The 18,150-nt window shown below is 66.6% G+C and carries 18 protein-coding genes; 6 read left to right on the top strand and 12 right to left on the bottom strand.

What is annotated here, in order from left to right; genetic code table 11:
• The 12 genes from ACTS1X_RS14825 to ACTS1X_RS14770 all read right to left on the bottom strand — a co-directional run.
• A partial coding sequence (locus ACTS1X_RS14825; RefSeq protein ID WP_442615185.1) for a glycosyltransferase occupies positions 1 to 771 on the bottom strand: 771 nt, incomplete at its 3' end.
• A complete protein-coding gene (locus tag ACTS1X_RS14820) occupies positions 772 to 1,980 on the bottom strand; it encodes an FtsW/RodA/SpoVE family cell cycle protein (protein ID WP_442615184.1) in 1,209 nt (402 codons plus the stop codon). It abuts the gene before it with no gap.
• Positions 1,977 to 3,254, bottom strand: coding sequence for a UDP-N-acetylmuramoyl-L-alanine--D-glutamate ligase (murD, locus tag ACTS1X_RS14815; protein WP_442615183.1), 1,278 nt, complete (start codon positions 3,252 to 3,254; stop codon positions 1,977 to 1,979). The genes ACTS1X_RS14820 and murD overlap by 4 nt, the downstream gene beginning before the upstream one ends.
• On the bottom strand, positions 3,251 to 4,321 hold the full coding sequence (gene mraY / locus ACTS1X_RS14810) for a phospho-N-acetylmuramoyl-pentapeptide-transferase (protein ID WP_442615182.1): 1,071 nt from the start codon (positions 4,319 to 4,321) through the stop codon (positions 3,251 to 3,253). The genes murD and mraY overlap by 4 nt, the downstream gene beginning before the upstream one ends.
• On the bottom strand, positions 4,309 to 5,694 hold the full coding sequence (locus ACTS1X_RS14805) for a UDP-N-acetylmuramoyl-tripeptide--D-alanyl-D-alanine ligase (RefSeq protein WP_442615181.1): 1,386 nt from the start codon (positions 5,692 to 5,694) through the stop codon (positions 4,309 to 4,311). Before ACTS1X_RS14805 ends, mraY begins: the two co-directional genes overlap by 13 nt.
• Entirely contained in the window at positions 5,691 to 7,112 is a 1,422-nt protein-coding gene (locus tag ACTS1X_RS14800; protein ID WP_442615180.1) for a UDP-N-acetylmuramoyl-L-alanyl-D-glutamate--2,6-diaminopimelate ligase, read from the bottom strand. The genes ACTS1X_RS14805 and ACTS1X_RS14800 overlap by 4 nt, the downstream gene beginning before the upstream one ends.
• Positions 7,109 to 8,779, bottom strand: a complete 1,671-nt coding sequence (locus ACTS1X_RS14795) for a peptidoglycan D,D-transpeptidase FtsI family protein (RefSeq protein ID WP_442615179.1) — start codon at positions 8,777 to 8,779, stop codon at positions 7,109 to 7,111. Before ACTS1X_RS14795 ends, ACTS1X_RS14800 begins: the two co-directional genes overlap by 4 nt.
• 26 nt (positions 8,780 to 8,805) lie before the next feature.
• On the bottom strand, positions 8,806 to 9,357 hold the full coding sequence (locus ACTS1X_RS14790) for a hypothetical protein (RefSeq protein ID WP_442615178.1): 552 nt from the start codon (positions 9,355 to 9,357) through the stop codon (positions 8,806 to 8,808).
• A complete protein-coding gene (rsmH, locus tag ACTS1X_RS14785) occupies positions 9,354 to 10,331 on the bottom strand; it encodes a 16S rRNA (cytosine(1402)-N(4))-methyltransferase RsmH (protein WP_442615177.1) in 978 nt (325 codons plus the stop codon). The genes ACTS1X_RS14790 and rsmH overlap by 4 nt, the downstream gene beginning before the upstream one ends.
• Positions 10,328 to 10,861, bottom strand: a complete 534-nt coding sequence (locus tag ACTS1X_RS14780; RefSeq protein WP_442615176.1) for a division/cell wall cluster transcriptional repressor MraZ — start codon at positions 10,859 to 10,861, stop codon at positions 10,328 to 10,330. The genes rsmH and ACTS1X_RS14780 overlap by 4 nt, the downstream gene beginning before the upstream one ends.
• A 356-nt stretch (positions 10,862 to 11,217) precedes the next feature.
• A complete protein-coding gene (locus ACTS1X_RS14775; protein ID WP_442615175.1) occupies positions 11,218 to 11,544 on the bottom strand; it encodes a hypothetical protein in 327 nt (108 codons plus the stop codon).
• Entirely contained in the window at positions 11,525 to 12,541 is a 1,017-nt protein-coding gene (locus ACTS1X_RS14770) for a cysteine synthase A (RefSeq protein WP_442615174.1), read from the bottom strand. Before ACTS1X_RS14770 ends, ACTS1X_RS14775 begins: the two co-directional genes overlap by 20 nt.
• Before the next feature lie 108 nt (positions 12,542 to 12,649).
• Between ACTS1X_RS14770 and ACTS1X_RS14765 the strand changes: the two genes are divergently transcribed.
• The 6 genes from ACTS1X_RS14765 to purL all read left to right on the top strand — a co-directional run bounded on the left by ACTS1X_RS14765 (position 12,650) and on the right by purL (position 18,142).
• A complete protein-coding gene (locus ACTS1X_RS14765; RefSeq protein ID WP_442615173.1) occupies positions 12,650 to 13,168 on the top strand; it encodes a DNA-deoxyinosine glycosylase in 519 nt (172 codons plus the stop codon).
• Between the two features lie 49 nt (positions 13,169 to 13,217).
• Positions 13,218 to 13,886 (top strand): toll/interleukin-1 receptor domain-containing protein, encoded by a 669-nt coding sequence (locus ACTS1X_RS14760; RefSeq protein ID WP_442615172.1) that lies wholly within the window; start codon positions 13,218 to 13,220, stop codon positions 13,884 to 13,886.
• Positions 13,883 to 14,578, top strand: a complete 696-nt coding sequence (locus tag ACTS1X_RS14755; protein ID WP_442615171.1) for a hypothetical protein — start codon at positions 13,883 to 13,885, stop codon at positions 14,576 to 14,578. The genes ACTS1X_RS14760 and ACTS1X_RS14755 overlap by 4 nt, the downstream gene beginning before the upstream one ends.
• A 187-nt stretch (positions 14,579 to 14,765) precedes the next feature.
• Positions 14,766 to 15,119: a hypothetical protein gene (locus ACTS1X_RS14750; protein WP_442615170.1), complete on the top strand. Its 354-nt coding sequence runs from the start codon at positions 14,766 to 14,768 to the stop codon at positions 15,117 to 15,119.
• A 116-nt stretch (positions 15,120 to 15,235) separates the two neighbouring features.
• Positions 15,236 to 15,919 (top strand): hypothetical protein, encoded by a 684-nt coding sequence (locus ACTS1X_RS14745; RefSeq protein ID WP_442615169.1) that lies wholly within the window; start codon positions 15,236 to 15,238, stop codon positions 15,917 to 15,919.
• Between the two features lie 33 nt (positions 15,920 to 15,952).
• A complete protein-coding gene (gene purL / locus ACTS1X_RS14740) occupies positions 15,953 to 18,142 on the top strand; it encodes a phosphoribosylformylglycinamidine synthase subunit PurL (protein WP_442615168.1) in 2,190 nt (729 codons plus the stop codon).
• Positions 18,143 to 18,150 lie beyond the last annotated feature (8 nt).

Below are 18,150 nucleotides of genomic sequence, written 5' to 3'. Positions count from 1 at the left end.
GAGCCGCTCGGGCAGGTCGGGCAGATAGGTGGCGAGATCGGCCGGGATCGCGAGGTCGGCATAGCGGTCGCGCACCCGCTCGATATCCTCTTCGCGGCACTGCTGGGTAACCTGCATCCGGCGGCGGAAGGACAGCGGTAGCAGCGCCAGCCCGTCGGGCACGACCTGCGAAAGGACGCTCGCGCCCTGGCTCCCGCCGGTGACGAGCACCCGGAATATGCCGTCTTCGCTGAGCGCGGGGAAGGGCTGGGACCGGAGGGCCGCCACCTCGTCGCGAACCGGATTGCCGATCAGGTGCGTCTTGGCGAGATGCCGCTCCCTGAGCCGGCCGACCTGCTTGTAGGCGGTCGCGATCGCGTCGACCCGCCCTGCGAGCAGCCGGTTGACCCGGCCGAGCACGGCATTCTGCTCATGGATCGCGCAGGGGATATCGTCCGCCAGCGCCCCGAGCAGCGCGGGCAGCGCCGGATAACCGCCGAACCCGATCACCGCCTCCGGATGGAAGCTTTCGTACAGCCGCCGCGCCATCGCCCGGCCGCGCCAGATATTCTTGGCCGCACCGAACCAGCCGAGCGGGTTCCGGGTGATCCGGCCCGCCGGCAGGATATGCTTTTCGTCCCCCTCGAATGTGCCGGGGATCGCCGCGCCCCGTTCGTCGGTGATCAGCGCGACGTAATGGCCGCGCTTCTTGAGCTCGGTCGCCAGCGCGAAGGCCGGGATGATGTGCCCGCCCGTGCCGCCGGCCGCGAGAACGAAGTGCCGCGCGCCCATCTACAGCCTCCGGTCCAGCGCCGGAAGGTGCGGGTTGCGCCGGGTAAAGGCGAGCAGCAGACCGAAGCCGATCGACAAGGCGATGATCGACGAGCCGCCATAGGAAATGAAGGGCAATGTCATCCCCTTCGACGGTGCCATATCGAGATTTACTGCCATATTAATGAGCGCCTGAATTGCGAACTGCGTGGCGAGCCCGGCCGAGGCGAGCAGGTAGAAGATGTTCTCCTCGTTGATGAGCTTGACGAAAACCCGGACGACGATCGCGCCGAAGATCAGCGCGATGGCGAGACAGGCGACCAGCCCGAACTCCTCGCCGATCACCGAGAAGATATAGTCGGTGTGCGGTTCGGGCAGGCGGTATTTCATTTCGCCATCGCCCGGCCCGGTGCCGAAAAAGCCGCCATTGGTCAGCGTGCGCATGGCATTGTCGACCTGATAGCTGTCGCCCTCGGCGAACAGGAAATTGTTGATCCGCGTCGTCGCGACCGGATAGAAAAAATAGGCCGACCCGATGCCCGCGATCCCGAGCGCCGACAGCCCGCCCAGAATCTTCGCCGACACGCCCGAGATCATCAGCATGACGATCCAGACCGAGCCGAAGATGACGGTCTGACCGAAATCGGGCTGGCGCATCAGCAGCAGCGCGATCACGCCGGTCAGGATCGCCGTCGCCCAGACCACCGGAAGGGTGGGATCCTGCGTCACCCGCAGCGAGAGCAGCCAGGCCGTGGCGACGATGAAGAAGGGCTTGAGAAATTCCGACGGCTGGAGCGTGGCCATGCCGTAGCCGATCCAGCGCCTCGCCCCGTTCACCTCGTTGCCGAGAAACGGCACGAGCAGCAAAAGGACGAAGCAGCAGACGGCGCCGGCAAGCGCGAAGCGCTTCGCGAATTCCTTGGGCATCGTCGAGATGACGAGCATGACCGGCACGCCGACGCTGAACCAGACGATCTGGCGATAGAAATAATGGAGCTGCTGGAACTGCAGGCTGTCGCCCGAATAGCGCCCGGCAGCGGCCGGCGACGCCGCGGCGACGGCGATCAGGCCGATCGAGATCAGGATCGTGACGAGCAGCAGGAGAACGCGGTCGATCTCCCAGAACCATTCGCCGAGCGGCCCCTTGTGCGACCGGCCGATATAATCGCCAAAGGCCCGGCGCTGGGCTTTCGGCGCGGCGGTTTTGGCGATGGCGGATTCCATGTTCATGACAGGCTCCCCACGGCAGAGCGGAAATCGTCGCCGCGTTCCTCGAAATCGCGATACTGGTCGAAGGACGCGCAAGCCGGAGAGAGCAGCACGGTTTCGCCGGACCTGGCGGCCAGCGCGGCCAGCTTCACGGCCTTGCGCATCGTTCCGCAATTGCTGACCGGCATTTTCGGCGCGAGCAGTTTTTCGAACATGTCCGCCGTCTCGCCGATCGTATAGGCCGCCTGGACGTGATCGAAATACGGTTCGCACGCATCGAGATCGTCGGACTTGGCGCGGCCGCCCAGGATCCAGTGAATCGCCGGATAGGCGGCCAGCGCCGGAGCGGCGGACGTCGGGTTGGTCGCCTTGCTGTCGTTGACGAAGAGGACGCCGTTCCTGTCGGCCACGCGTTCCATGCGGTGCGGCAATCCGGGGAAGGTCCGCAGTCCCTGTTCGATCGCCTCTTCGCCGATACCGAGGCGGCGCGCGGCGCTCATCGCGGCGATCGCATTCTGGGCGTTATGCGGCCCCTGCAAGGCGGGCCATTCGGACTGGTCCAAGCAGCCGCCGGCCGAAATCTGGATGACGACGCCATCGGCCTCGGCGGCGATCTTCCGGCTCGGCTCGTCATCGATCGCGATGATTTTCGCATGATCGGCAGACTGCATTTCGAAGAGCCGCGCCTTGGCCGCCGCATAGGCGTCGAAATTCTCGTAGCGGTCGAGATGGTCGGGCGTGATGTTGAGGAGGATCGCGACGTCGCAATCCAGGCGCTGCGTCAGGTCGATCTGAAAGGAGGAGAGTTCGAGCACATAGACGCCGCCCGCTTCCAGCTCGCGCTCGCCCAGGATCGGCTTGCCGATATTGCCGCCGAGCCGCGCGGGAATCCCGGCGGTCTCGATGATGTGATGGATCAGCGCGGTCGTCGTCGACTTGCCGTTGGTGCCGGTGATCCCGACCACCTTGTGCGGCGGCAGCTCGGGACGCGCCTGGGCGAACAGCTCGATATCGCCGATCAGCGGCACCTCCGCTTCGCGCGCCTTGTCGGCGATCGGATGGCGGTTGATCGGCACGCCGGGCGAAACCACCACGCCGGCGAATTTCGACAAGTCCAGTTCCAGCGGATCGGCCAGCGTGGCCTTGCCCGCGACCTGCTCGCGCGCTTCCTCGCGATCGTCCCAGGCGGTTACGCTCGCGCTCGACCGCCACAGATAGTCGACGACCGAAAGCCCGGTCCGCGCGAGACCGAGCACCGCATAGCGTTTACCGGCAAAGGCGCGGGCGGGCTTCATCTGAGCTTCAACGTCGACAGGCCGGCGAGCGCCAGCACGAAGGAGATGATCCAGAAGCGGATGACGACGGTCGGCTCCGACCAGCCCATCTGCTCGAAATGATGGTGGATCGGCGCCATCTTGAACACGCGCCGGCCGGTCCGCTTGTAGAAGAAGACCTGGATGATCACGGACAGCGCCTCGAGGACGAACAGCCCGCCGACGATGCCGAGCACGACTTCATGATGCGCGGTCACGGCGATCGCGCCGAGCGCGCCGCCGAGCGCCAGGCTGCCGGTGTCGCCCATGAACACGGCGGCCGGCGGCGCGTTGAACCAGAGAAAGGCGAGCCCCGAGCCGACGATCGCCGCGCAGATGATGGCGAGATCGCCGGCGCCCGGCACGTGCGGAATGCCGAGATAGGTCGCATAATCCTCGCGGCCCACAAGGTAGATGATCATCATGAAGGCGACCGAGGCGATGATCACCGGCATCGTCGCGAGGCCGTCGAGCCCGTCCGTGAGGTTCACGGCATTGCCCGCCCCCACGATCACGAGCATCGCGAATATGTAATAGGCATAGCCGATATCGGCCACCGGGCCGTTGACGAAGGGCAGATAGAGGTCGGTGCCCGTCTCGCCGAGGATGATCCAGCAGGCGATGCCGGCGATCGCGAACTCGGCCAGCAATCGCAGCTTGCCCGAAATTCCCGCATGATGGCGCTTGGTGATCTTGTCGTAATCGTCGAGAAAGCCGATCAGGCCGAAGCCCAGCGTCACGAACAGCGCCGCCCAGACCAGCCGGTTCGAGAGATCCATCCAGAGCAGCAGCGAGATGGAGAGCGAGGCGAGGATCATCAGGCCGCCCATGGTCGGCGTGCCGGCCTTTTTCATGTGCGTGATCGGCCCGTCCTCGCGGATCGGCTGGCCTTTACCCTGCTTGATGCGGAGCCAGCCGATGAAGCGCGGCCCGATCAGCAGGCCGATGAGCAGCGCGGTCGCCGTCGCCCCGCCGGCGCGGAAGCTGAGATAGCGGAACAGGTTGAACGGTCCCGCATAGTCGAAATAGCTGGCGATCAGGTCGAACATGCTGTCTTTCCGCCGGCCAGCGCCTCGACGAGACGGGCCAGACCAATATAGTTGCTTCCCTTGACGAGTACCGCGTCGCCCGGCCGAATCTCGCCTTCGAGACTCTCCAGCGCCGCCGCGGCGTCGGGCACATGGACGATGGCGATCATATTGCCAAGCGCGTCCGCCAACACTTTCATCGGCTCGCCGACAAGCACGGCCAGTTCGACGCCCGCATCGCCGAGCGGGCCCGCCAGTTCGGCATGATAGCGATCGCTGTCTTCCCCCAGTTCCCCCATCGCGCCGAGCACCGCGATGCGCCGCTCCGCCCGTTCCTCGCCGAGCGTCTTGAGCGCCGCGCGCATCGAGACCGGGTTGGCGTTGTAGCTTTCGTCGATGAGGAGCGCCTCGCCATCTCCGGCCGGGATGGCGGACCGCGCGCCGCGGCCCGGCAGGCCCGCCATCTCGGCGAGCGCGAGCCCGGCCGCCGCGAGATCGCCGCCGACCGCCTCCACCGCGCCGATCACCGCCAGCGAATTGGACACCCAATGTTCGCCGGGAAGGCCGATCGTATAAGTCAGTTCCCCGGCCGGCAGTAAGGCGCTGACGATCGTGCCCGCGATCTCGGGAGAGACTTCGCAGGCCCGGATATCCGCGCCCTCGCCCCGGCCGAAGGTCCAGATGCGCGCCGCATGCGGCTCGGCCCATCCGATCAGCCGGTCGCGATGCGGACTGTCGAAGGGGATCAAGGCCGTGCCGCCCGGCTCGAGTCCCTCGAAAATCTCGCCCTTGGCGTCGGCGATACCCTCGATGCTGTCGAAGAACTCGATATGGGCGGGCGCGATGGCGGTGACGATCGCGACGTGCGGCCGGACCAGCTGCGTCAGCGCGGACAGTTCGCCGGCATGGTTCATGCCCATCTCGAACACGCCGTATCGCGCGCCCCGCGGCATGCGCGCCAGGCTGAGCGGGACGCCCGTATGATTGTTGTAGCTCTTGACCGAGCGATGCGCCTGGCCTTCGGCCGGCCGGTCGAGCGCAGCGAACAGCGCTTCCTTGACGCCCGTCTTGCCGACCGATCCGGTGACGCCGACGATCTTCGCTCCGGTTCGCGCCCGCGACGCCGCGCCCAGCGCGTTGAGCGCATCCATCGTGTCGGCGACGCGGACATGCGGATGCGCGCAATTCCCGCTGACGATCGCGCCGGCCGCACCGTTGCCGAACGCGCCGTCGAGAAAGCGATGGCCGTCGGTCGTCTCACCCTTCAGCGCGATGAACAGATCGCCGGTGCCGACTTCGCGGCTGTCGAACGCAACGCCCTGAACGCTGAATTCACCCGACGCTTCGCCGCCGACGGCCTCGGCGATCTCGGCCGATGTCCAGAGCGCGCTCATGCCGCGCATTCCCTGGCGACTTCGACATCGTCGAAGGGCAGGATCCGGTCGCCGATCTCCTGGCCCTGTTCATGGCCCTTGCCCGCCACCAGGACGATATCCTCGGCTTTCGCCGTTTCGATCGCGGCGGCGATGGCCGCCCGGCGGTCGGCGACCTCTGCCGCATCGTCCGTGCCCGCCAGGATGGCGGCGCGGATCTTCGCCGGCTCTTCGGACCGCGGATTGTCGTCGGTCACGATCACCCTGTCGGACAGGCGCGAGGCGACGGCGCCCATCAGCGGGCGCTTGCCCGTATCCCGGTCGCCGCCCGCACCGAACACGGTGATCAGCCGTCCCCTGGTGTGCCAGCGCAGCGCATCGATCGCCGCTTCGAGCGCATCGGGCGTATGGGCATAGTCTACGTATACGGGCGCGCCGGCCTTGGTGATGACCGCGCGTTCGAGCCGCCCGCGCACGGGCTGGACCCGCGAGAGATTGTCGAGCGTGGCTTCGGGATCGCCGTCCGTGGCCCAGACGAGCCCGGCCGCGACCAGCGCGTTGTTCGCCTGATAGGCCCCGATCAGCGGCAGTTTGATCGTGTACGCCCTGCCCTCCGCTTCGACCGCGAGAGTCTGACCGAGCTGGCTGGGCGTGCGATCGACCAGCCGGATCGCGTCGCCATGCGCGCCGACCGACAGCGTACGCAGTCTCCGCGCCTCGACCGTGGCCAGCACCTCCGCGCTCGCCGGATCGTCCGCCCAGACGACGGCGGTGCCGTCGCCGTCGACGACTTCGGAAAACAGCCGCATCTTGGCCGCGAGATAGGCCTCCATCGTCCCGTGATAGTCGAGATGGTCGCGGCTCAGATTGGTGAAGGCCGCCGCCGCGACGGGCAGCCCCTCGGTACGGTACTGGGAGAGGCCGTGGCTCCACGCCTCGAAGGCGAGATGGGTCACGCCCTCGCGTTTCAGGCCGGCGGCGTTGGAGAGGAAGGTGACGATATCGGGCGTCGTCAGACCGGTCTTCACCTGGTCGTCGGCCGTCGTCACGCCGAGCGTTCCGATGGACGCCGCATGATGGCCGGCGATCCGCCACAGCTGGCGCGTCAGTTCCACGGTCGAGGTCTTGCCGTTGGTGCCGGTGACCGCGACGCAGGTTTCGGGAAAGGGCGCGAAGAATTTGGCCGCGAGCTGGGCAAAGGCGCGGCGCGGCTCTTCGTCGGCGATGCGCGGCACGCCCTCGACCCGGGCTTCGGGACGGGAGACGATGGCGATCGCGCCCGAACCAATGGCCTCGTCGATAAAGTCCTCGCCGTTGAAACGCGCGCCGCGGAACGCGCCGAAGATCGTGCCCGGAGCCACCTTGCGATGGTCGATCGCAAAGCCCGTCACGACCGGGCCGTCGCCCGCGCCGGATCCGATGAGCGTACCGAGCTTCATGACCGCTCCGAGGGCGGGCGCCACAGCATCGCGCGCAGACGGGCGGTGTCGATGTCGCGATGTTCGCTGGGGATGACGCCGAGCAGCGGCCCGATCCGCGAGACGACCCGGCGCACGACGGGCGCCGCGGTCCAGCCCGCCGACGACGCACCGCCGGTGCCCGCATCGCCGCGCGGTTCGTCGAGCATGATCACGATGACATATTGGGGATCGTCCATCGGAAAGGCCGCCGCGAAAGTCGTTACCAGCGCATTGCGCCGATAACCGCCGCCCCCGGCTTTCTCCGCCGTACCCGTCTTGCCGCCGACGCGATAGCCCTCGGCATCCGCGTTGCGGCCCGTACCTTCCTGCACGATCAGCCGCAGCAGCCCGCGCATCTCCCGGCTCGTCGACTCGCTGAACACGCGCTCGCCGGCCGGCACGTCCTCCGGCGACAGACGCATGAGCGTCAGCGGGCGGTAGAGACCGCCATTGACGAGCGTCGCATAGCTGTTCGCCAGATGGAGCGGCGTCACCGCGATGCCATGGCCATAGCCCGCGGTCATGATCGTCGTGCGCGCCCAGTAATCGGGCCAGATCGGCCGGCCGCGCACCGGCAGTTCGAAATCGACCGGATCGTCGAAATGAAGATCGCGGAACACCGCTTGCATCCGCTCCGCGCCGAGCTGGTCGGCAATGCGCGCGGTGACGATGTTCGAGCTGTGGACGAGCGTTTCGGGCACGTTGAGATAGCGGCGCTGCGGGTGATCGTCGTTGATCGTGAACCGGCCCACTTCGAGCGGTTCTTCCGCATTATAGCGCCGCGAGATATCGGTGACCACGCCCTCTTCGATCGCCGCCGCGATCGTGATCGGCTTGAAGGTAGAGCCGAGCTCGTAAAACCCCATCGTCGCCTGATTGAACCGCGCCCGGTCGCTCGACCGGTTGGCGGCGTTGGGGTTGAAATTGGGCAGCGACGTCAGCGCGAGCAATTCCCCGGTATCCACATCGAGGACGATCCCGGCGGCGCCGATCGCATTGAAGCGGCGCATCGCGGTCGCGAGTTCGCTCTGCACCGCGGCCTGGACGCGGCTGTCGATCGAGAGCGCGACGGGCTCGGTGCGTAGGGCGGGATCCATGAGCCGCTCCTCCAGCACGGCTTCCATGCCCGTGACGCCTTCGCCGTCGAGATTCACCCAGCCGAGCGCATGCGCGGCGAGATTGGTTTGCGGGTAGAGGCGCTCGGGTTCGCGCAGATATTCCATCGCCGGTTCGCCGAGCGCGTTCACCTGAGCCACGAGTTCGGGCAGCGCGCGGCGGCGGAGATAGGAGAAGGTGCGGCCGGACGTCAGGATATCGATATATTCCTGCGTGCTGCGTTCGGGCATCAGTTCGTGGAGACGCGGCGCCAGCTCTTCGGGATCGCTGATGATCCGCTCGGGATGGATGGCGATCGACCAGGCGTCGATCGTCCGCGCCAGGGTGACGCCGTTGCGATCCACGATATCGGCGCGCGGCGGCAGGTTGACGTCGGTGCCCGCCGCATAGGCCTCGCCGCCGCTCGTCATCGTCAGCCACCCGATGCGCACGGTGACCGCGACGACGCCGAACAACAGCAGCAGCATGACGATCATCAGCCGCTGCTGGACGATGGGCTGCATTTGCCGCCGCAGGCTTACCTTGCGCACTTCAGCCGGTTTGGCGACGGGCGGCCTCATCGATCCGTGTCGTCCTCCCCGGCCTGCTCGCGCTCCGCCTCGCCGGCGATCGCGCCGCGCAACTGATCGTCGAGAAAGGCGATCCGCTCGCCCCGGGCCGCTTCCGCAACACCGCCGGGCACGAGATAGGCGGCCTGCTGGATCTGCGGCCCATCATCGGCGTCGGGCGCCTCGAAGATGTCGGGGTCAATCCGCCCTTCGGCCGGCGGCTCCTCGGTCGCCGACGCCTGCCGGACCGGCGCCTCGATCGCCGGCGCGTCGAGCAGGCTGGCGAGCGCCAGCTCGCCTTCCAGGAACTGGCGGGCATCGGGTGCGATCAAGACGAAATCACGCCGGTTCCACAGCTCGATCTGGCTCATCCGGCTGCGCGTCTGGAATTCGGTGTTCAGCGCGAGGATATCCTCGCGCGCCTGCTGGATATCGCGCTCGACCGCCTCCAGCGCGTTGCGCTCGGCGGCGACGCGGTGCGAGATCAGATAGCAGCTGAGCGCCGCCGTCGCGACCGTCGCGGCCCAGGCAACGGAGCGGAATTTGCGGGTGATCGTCATGCGGTTGCCCTCCTCGTGAGCGGCCAGGGCGGCGCGTCGTTGCGGCGCGCGCTGCGCAGGGTCGCCGAGCGCGCACGCGGGTTGCGGGCGAGTTCGGCCTGGCCGGCGCGCTGCGCCTTGGCCGGCTTGTCGAAACTGGCCGCCGGGCCGGCCGGGCCGGCATCGGGCAGGTGGCGCGAACCGCCCGGCGTGCGGCCGCTGCGCTCGCGCAGAAACTGTTTGACGATCCGGTCTTCCAGGCTGTGAAAGGTCACGACCGCCAGCCGCCCGCCCGGGGCGAGCACGGCCTCCGCCGCCGCGAGCCCGTCGCGCAGTTCGTCGAGTTCGCGGTTGAGATGGATGCGGATCGCCTGGAAGGTTCGGGTCGCCGGATCCTTGGGCGCGCCGGGCCGATAGCCGACGGCCTTGCGGACCACGGCCGCCAGCTCGCCCGTCGTCGCGATCGGCCGCGCGGCGACGATCGCGCGTGCGATCCGGCGCGAACGATGCTCGTCGGCATAGGCGTAGAGCGTATCGGCGATCAGGCTCTCGTCCGCATTGTTGACGAAATCGGCGGCGCTTTCGCCCTCCTGCTCCATCCGCATGTCGAGCGGCCCGTCGGCCTGGAACGAGAAACCGCGTTCGGCGCGATCGAGCTGCATCGAGGAGACGCCGATATCCATCGCGACGCCGTCGACCTGCTCCACACCCTGTTCGGCAAGCGCGTCGCGCATTTCGGAAAAACGGCGCGGCAGCAGATGCAGCTGGCCGCCGCTTTCCTCGACCAGCGCCGCGCCCTCGGCGATCGCATCGGGATCGCGGTCGAACGCGTACACCTCCGCGCCACAGGCGAGCATCGCCCGCGTATAGCCCCCGGCGCCGAAGGTCGCGTCGACATGGATCTCGTCCGGCGCGATCTCGAGCGCGGCGATCACCTCGTCGAGCAGGACGGGTTCGTGACGCGGATCTGGCCGGGGGTCGGTCGCGACGGTCATAACGTCACGCCTTTTTCGCGGCACAGATGCTCGAGCACCCGGAGCAGCCGCTTGTCGCCCATCGCCATGTAATGGGAATAGGCGCGACCCGGCGACCAGATGTCGAAATAGGGGCCGTTGCCGGTAAAGAAGGCGAAATCCTCGATCCCGCCGATCTCGCGCAGCAGCCCGGACAGCACCATCCGCCCGGCCTTGTCGAACACGACGCGCTGGAGCGGCGCGAAGGTCTCGGTGCCGCCGCCGTCGCGCCGGATCAGGCTCCTGCGGCCGCCCTGGGCGGTTTCGCGCGCGCGCTGCTCGCGCAACTCGCCGGCCAACGCAAAATACTCGGTCTCGTCGAAGCCCGTGAGGCAGGGCAGCTCTTCGTCTTCGGCGATATAGAGTAGTTTGTCGTCGACCGGCATGTTGGCGGCCTTCGCCTGTACGGCACGGCGTTCGACGGTGGCGCGCAGATCGGCGGGCAGCGATACGCGGCCTTTCGCGTCGACCGCGTTCAGCGCCTGTCCGCCAAAGGGAATAGAAAATTCCACGCCGATCCTCTCTCGCGGCGCAAAGCAGCCCCTTCGCCGAATCCCCTGAATTCAGCGCGCATAATCAGATGCGGGGAACGCCCTGCCCCGTGTCTCCAAGGCATTTTGCGTATCAAGGTTAAGACGGGGTATCAATACCATTTCATGGGTATTTTATGGGATTTTATACCATAAGATGGATGTTGCGCGCACTAAAGCCGCGCATTTGCCCCGATGTTCTTCTTTTGTTTTACTTGAAGAGGGACATCCCGGTCTCGGCGCGATCATGGGTCGCCAAGCGCGAATCCCCGCCGGAAGGCGTGCCTGGCCGGCGATATCGTCGAATCGCGGACGCCGCGGCGCCCGATTCGCGCGAATCAGTTGTCGGGAGAATCCCCGGCGGGGAACTCCGGAACGGGCTCCACCTCGCTATCGTCGACCGGCCCGGTGCCGGGTGCGACGCCCAGTTCGGCGAGCGGCTCCTGCGGCTGCTCGGGTTCCGCGGTCAGGTCGGCCTGGTCCTGATCGGCCTGTTCGGCGATCGCCTCCGGCGTCAGTTCGGGCTCGTTGCTCGCCGTGCCCGAAAAGCTCGCGGCCAGCAGCACGATGACCACGATGGTGGCGAGGCCCGTGGCGCCGATGCGAATCCGGTTCGCCCGCTCCTGGCGGGCGTCGGACAGAGTATCAGCAGGCTTGTCGGTCAACGCTAGGCTCCTGGACCAGCCATGGCGGCACGGTCAGTCCCTTTTCGGTCAGCCAGTCGGCATTGTACAGAGTCGAGAGATAGCGCAGCCCGCTGTCGCAGAGGATCGTGACGATCGTCTTGCCGGGGCCCAATTCCCTGGCCAGCGCCATCGCCCCGGCCACGTTGATCCCCGAGGAAAGGCCGAGACACAGTCCTTCTTCGGACAGCAGCCGGTGCACCCATTCGAGGCCCTCGGCATCGGAGATGCGGAACTGCGTATCGACGGGAGCCCCTTCGAGATTGGCGGTCACCCGGCCCTGGCCGATCCCCTCGGCGACCGACGATCCTTCCGACTTGAGTTCGCCATGCGCATAATATTCGTAGAGCGCCGCCCCATGGGGGTCGCTGAGCGCGATCTGCACATCCTCGGAATATTCCTTGAGGCCCATGCCGACTCCGGCCAGCGTTCCGCCGGTGCCGACCGCGCAGGTGAAACCGTCCACTTTGCCCCCGGTCTGTTCCCAGATTTCCTTCGCCGTCGTTTTGATATGGGCGCGTCGGTTGGCGATATTGTCGAACTGGTTGGCCCAGAGCGCGTTCTCGGTTTCCTCGGCGATCCGGCGCGACTGGTGGACGAAATGGCAGGGGCTCGAATAGGGCGCGGCGGGCACCAGCACGAGCTCGGCGCCGAGCGCGCGCAGCGTATCCATCTTTTCCTTGCTCTGCGTGTCGGGCATCACGATGATCGACCTGTAGCCCTTGGCATTGGCGACCAGCGCGAGGCCGATCCCGGTATTGCCGGCCGTGCCTTCGACGATCGTGCCGCCGGGCCGGATCTGCCCCTGCTCTTCCGCCTCTTCGACGATATACAGCGCCGGCCGGTCTTTCACCGAACCACCCGGATTGGCGAATTCGCACTTGCCGAGAATTTCGCAGCCGCTGTCGTCGGACGGACCCGTGAGGCGAACGAGCGGCGTATTGCCGATGAGCGCGAGGGGATGGGATATGATGGTCATGATGGAGGACTTACCCCAGCCGGGTTTCGCCGGGCAAGCAATCTTGGCTTGGGCGGCGGATAGCCGGGGCTTGGCGGATGGGGACGGCCGCGCCTATCGAGGGAGCGCATGACTCGCAAAGCCTCCTTCCCCCCAGTGGTGGACGGGCATGTCCGCCTGCTGATCCTCGGCAGCCTGCCGGGCGAGGAATCGCTGCGCCGGGCGCAATATTACGCGCATCCCCAGAACCGCTTCTGGGAGCTGCTGGGCGCCGCGATCGGCGTCGAATTGCGGGCACAGGCCTATCCGGACCGCCTCGCGGCGCTGCTGCGCCATCGCATCGGGCTCTGGGACGTCATCGCCGATGCGCGCCGGACGGGCAGTCTCGACAGCGCGATCCGCGACGCGCGGGAAAACGACCTCGTCGATCTGGCCGGATCGCTGCCGAAGCTCGAAGCGATCGCCTTCAACGGCCGAAAGGCGGCGGCGACCGGGCGGAAACGGCTGGGCGAAGGCGGCGCGCGCTACCGGCTGATCGACCTTCCCTCGTCGAGTCCGGCCTATGCCGCGATGCCTTTTGCGGAGAAGCTTTCGCACTGGGCTGTGATCGGCAGCATAGCGGGGCGGCCCGAAAAGGCCGAAAACTGACGGCCTAACGGAATGGGTGTATGATGATGAGCACCCGCGGAGAAAGGCCATGACCGACGTCTTCATTTCCTATGCGCGCAAGAATCGCGACCGCGTCGGGACGCTCGCCGACGGACTGACCGATGACGGCTACTCCATATGGTGGGACACCGCCCTCAAGGCGAGCGACAATTATGCGATCAAGATCGAAAAGGCGCTCGAGGCGACGAAGAGCGTCGTCGTCTGCTGGTCCCAGGAGGCCAAGGAATCGCTGTGGGTCCGCGCCGAGGCGACCGAAGCGCTCGACAATGACAAGCTGATCCAGCTCAAGCTCGACGAGAGCCGGATGCCGCTGCCGTTCAACATACTCAACATGATCGCGTTCGACGGCTGGAACGGCGAACGCACGGCACCCGAATGGACCGAGCTGGAACGCGCGGTCGGCGAAAAGGCCGGACGCCACACCTGCCATACGGGCGGCGCAGCGGACCGGACACATGAAGCGCCGGCCGAACTCGGACAGCGGCTGCAGGGCCTCGGCCCGGTCGCGACGATCGGGTTCGGGCTGGTCGTGTTGACCGTACTGGTCTCGGCCATGACCGTCATGCTCGGCGAGGATCTCGTCGAGCTCGGCCTCTACCGCAGCCTGACCCTGGCCGGCTTCGGCGCCGCCTGTCTCGGCGCGTTCCTGATTTTCTGGCGCTTCACGCGCACCGCAATCGCAACGAGGCGATCATGACCGAAACACGCACGCATCCGATGGGACCCAATGTCCGGCGATTCGTCCGCAGCGCCTGGCTGCTCCTCTTCGCCCAGCTGATCGCGGCGCTCTTCGCCGTCGGTGCGACCGGATGGGCCGCCTTCTATGTCGCCGACCTCCGCGCCGAACGCGATGCCCTGCGCGCACAGCTGGACGAATTCACCGGCGGCGAGGTCGTCGATCCCGTCTATCGCGATCCGCCGGCGGATATCGTCGAGACCGTCGACGAAGAAGCGGTCGGCGGGGATTCAAGCGGCGTCGCAGACGAACCGCCCGTCGCACCTCCGCCGACTCGCAGCCCCGCCTCCGACCGCGCATCCGGGCCCACGGTCCAGCGCGTGCCCGCAACGACAGCGCGTCCGGCTCCGCCGCGACCTGACCGACCCGAGACCGAGCAGCCCGGACCGTCGACCCAGGCGCCGCCGCGCCGCAACCGCACCTATCCCGGCGGGCTGCCCGGCGATGGCAGCGGCAATGCCGAACCGCCCATCGTTCCGGGGCGCTATCTTCCCGAGGCGCCCCGCGGACGCGCGCCCGCAATTCCGGATGTCGACCTGGACGGTCTGGTCGGCCGGCCGGATCGGCGCGAGCCCGCGCAACGGCCCAACGAACCGGACACGACCCCGGTCGACCGGAACAATCGGACCCCCCAGATCCAGCGCCTGAGATGACGACGTTCGTCGAAGCGGGCGGCGCGATCATGGAATTGTCACAAAAACACGGTTGACGAACCATACTGCAATCGCGAGAAGCCGCGCCACTATGCAGAAAATCATACCCCCCCTCGCGGTCGCACCGCTCGCCGCCATTTTCGCTCTCGCTGCCTGCGGAGAGGCTGAACCCGAAATCGTGGGCGGCATGGCCGACCCCAATGCCGAAGAGATCGAGGAACTCGATCCCGCCGAGCTGCCGCCGATGCGGACGCGCGAAGCCAGCTTCCGCTGCGCCGACAACAGCGTCGTCTATGTCAGCTTCTACACCAACGACACCCAGGTCGGCGTTGCCACGGAACAGGACGCCATTCAGACGATCCTGCCGAACGAAGCGCTGGCTGCGGCCGACGAGGCCACCGAAGGCGATGCCGAAGAGCCGGCGGAAGAGGGCGGCACGCCGCGCTATTCGGGCGAAGGATACACGCTGGTCGGCAACAGCGATGCTTCGAGCATCCAGTTCGCTCGCCCCGGCGGCAGTCTGCAGACCTGCAACAGCTAAGCCTACGCTTTCCCAGCATTCACAAGGGCCGGTGGCTATGATGCCGCCGGCCCTTTTTTATCGTCCGGTCCGCGCTATGACGGGATTTTTGGGCGCAAGCGGGGGATCGAGTTGACATGTTCATAGGCCATTTCGCCCCGGCGCTCGTTGCCGCTGCGCATCCCAAGGCGCCCAATCTCGGCCTTCTGTTCGTCGGCGCACAGCTCGTCGATTTCGGCTTCTTCGCCTTCGTACTCGCCGGGATCGAACATCTGCGGATCGTCCCCGGCATCACCGCGATGAACGGCCTCGATCTCTATCATATGCCCTATACGCACAGCCTGGCCGGCAGCCTCGTATGGGGGGCGGCATTCGCGCTGCTGATCCATGCGCCGACGAAAAACGCGGTTGGCGCCTGGATCGCGGGCGCCGTCGTCGTCAGCCACTGGCCGCTCGACCTGCTTGTCCATCGTCCCGATCTGACGCTCGCCGGCAGTCCGCCGATGCTCGGCTTCGGATTGTGGAATCATCCCGCGATCGCGATGCCGCTCGAGATCCTGGTGATCGGCGGGGCTGTTCTGTTCTACCTGTCGCGGACGCAGGCGAAGGCCGGAAGCGGTCGTCTTCCGCTTGTCCTGCTCGTCGTGCTGCTGGCCGCTTTCCAGGCGATCGACTGGTTCGGTCCGCCGCCGGAAGAATTCGATCCGAGCATCGCGGTCATGGCGCTGCTGTCCTATTCGATCGCCGCGCTCGCCGCATGGTGGCTGGGCCGCAGTCGCGAACCGCGCAAAGATGCCCAGCAAAGCGCCGCAACACTCTAGCGGGATCGTGTCGCCGCCGCTAAGGCGCTTCGCATGTCCGATACCGCCCCAGAACCGCATCAGGCAATCACGCCCGAAATCGTCGCCGAGCACGGTCTCAACGACGAAGAATATCAGCGCATCCTCGCCGCGCTCGGCCGCGAGCCGAACCTCGTCGAGCTCGGCATTTTCTCGGTCATGTGGTCCGAGCATTGCAGCTACAAGAGCTCGCGCCGCCACCTGAAGAAGCTGCCCACCGAAGGCCCGCAGGTGATCTGCGGCCCGGGCGAAAATGCCGGCGTCATCGACATCGGAGACGGGCAGGCGGCGATCTTCAAGATGGAGAGCCACAACCACCCGTCCTACATCGAGCCCTATCAGGGCGCGGCGACGGGCGTCGGGGGCATCCTGCGCGACGTCTTCACAATGGGCGCGCGGCCGGTCGCGAACATGAACGCGCTGCGCTTCGGACGACCCGATCATCCCAAGACGCGCCATCTGGTGTCCGGCGTCGTCGCGGGAATCGGCGGCTATGGCAATTGCGTCGGCGTGCCGACGGTCGGCGGCGAGGTGAATTTCCATTCGGCCTATGACACGAATATCCTCGTCAATGCGATGACGGTGGGCATCGCCGATACGGACAAGATCTTCTATTCGGCCGCCTCGGGCGTCGGCAATCCGATCGTCTATGTCGGCTCGAAGACGGGCCGCGACGGCATCCACGGCGCAACCATGGCGTCCGCCGAGTTCGGCGAGGATAGTGAGGAAAAGCGCCCGACCGTGCAGGTCGGCGACCCGTTCACCGAGAAGCTGCTCATCGAGGCCTGTCTCGAGCTGATGGCCTCGGACGCGATCGTTGCGATCCAGGACATGGGCGCGGCGGGGCTGACCAGTTCCTCGGTCGAAATGGCGACCAATGGCGAGGTCGGCATCGTCCTCGACATGGACAAGGTGCCGTGCCGCGAAGAGGGCATGACGCCGTACGAGATGATGCTGTCCGAAAGCCAGGAGCGGATGCTCATGGTGCTCAAGCCCGGCCGCGAGGATATGGCGCGGGCGATCTTCGAGAAATGGGAACTGGATTTCGCGGTGATCGGCGAGGTGACCGACACCCGCCACATGGTGCTGACATGGCAGGGCGAAACGGTGTGCGATATTCCGCTTGGCCCCCTCGCCGCCGATGCGCCCAATTACGACCGGCCCTATGTGCCGACGCCGAAACCCGAACCGCTGACCGATATTCCCGAGAGCGAGGATATCGGCGCGGATCTTCTGAAGCTCATGGCCTGCCCCGACCTCGCCTCGCGCCGCTGGGTCTGGGAGCAGTATGACCACATGGTGATGGCCGATACCGTGCAGCGCCCAGGCGGCGATGCGGCGGTGGTCCGCATACACGGCACGAAGAAGGGCCTGGCCATATCGACCGATTGCACGCCGCGCTATTGCAAGGCCGATCCGGTCGAGGGCGGCAAGCAGGCCATCGCCGAATGCTATCGCAACCTCACCGCGGTCGGCGCCAAGCCGCTGGCGACGACCGACTGCATGAATTTCGGCAACCCCGAAAAGCCCGAGATCATGGGGCAGTTCGTCGGCTGTATCGAGGGCATGGCCGAGGCCTGCGCGGCGCTCGACATGCCGATTGTGAGCGGCAACGTCTCGCTCTACAACGAAACCACCGGCGCGGACGGCAAGGCGACGCCCGTGCTGCCGACACCCGCCATCGGCGGCGTGGGCCTGCTCGACGATATCGAAAAGATGGCGACGATCGGATTCAAGGCGGAAGGCGATTGCCTCGCGGTAATCGGCCCCAACTATCCGGAGATCGGCCAGTCGCTCTGGCTGCGTGAAATCCATGGCCGCGAAGACGGCCCGCCGCCGCGCGTCGATCTGAAAGCGGAAAAGCTCCATGGCGATATCGTCCGTCGGCTGATCCGCGACGGTGCCGTGACCGCCGTTCACGACATTTCCGATGGCGGTCTTCTCGTCGCAGTCGCGGAAATGGCGCTCGCGGGCGATCTGGGCGTCGAACTCGACGCGATGGACGCCGCCTTCGCCTTCAACGAAACGCAGGCACGCTATCTCGTGACCTATCGCGCCGACGCGCCGCTCGATCGGGAGGCGGTTCCTTTCGAGAAAATCGGGACCGTCGGAGGGAATGCGATCCGCGTGAACGGCGCGAGCATCCCCCTCGCCGACTTGCGCGAGGCCAATGAGCGCTTCTTCCCCGATCTGATGGACCGCTAGCGAGCTTT

The organism is Parasphingopyxis sp., from assembly GCF_052168275.1.
GTDB lineage: Bacteria > Pseudomonadota > Alphaproteobacteria > Sphingomonadales > Sphingomonadaceae > Parasphingopyxis.
Note: the sequence above shows the minus strand (reverse complement) of the source record. Positions and strands in the feature narration are given on the sequence as shown.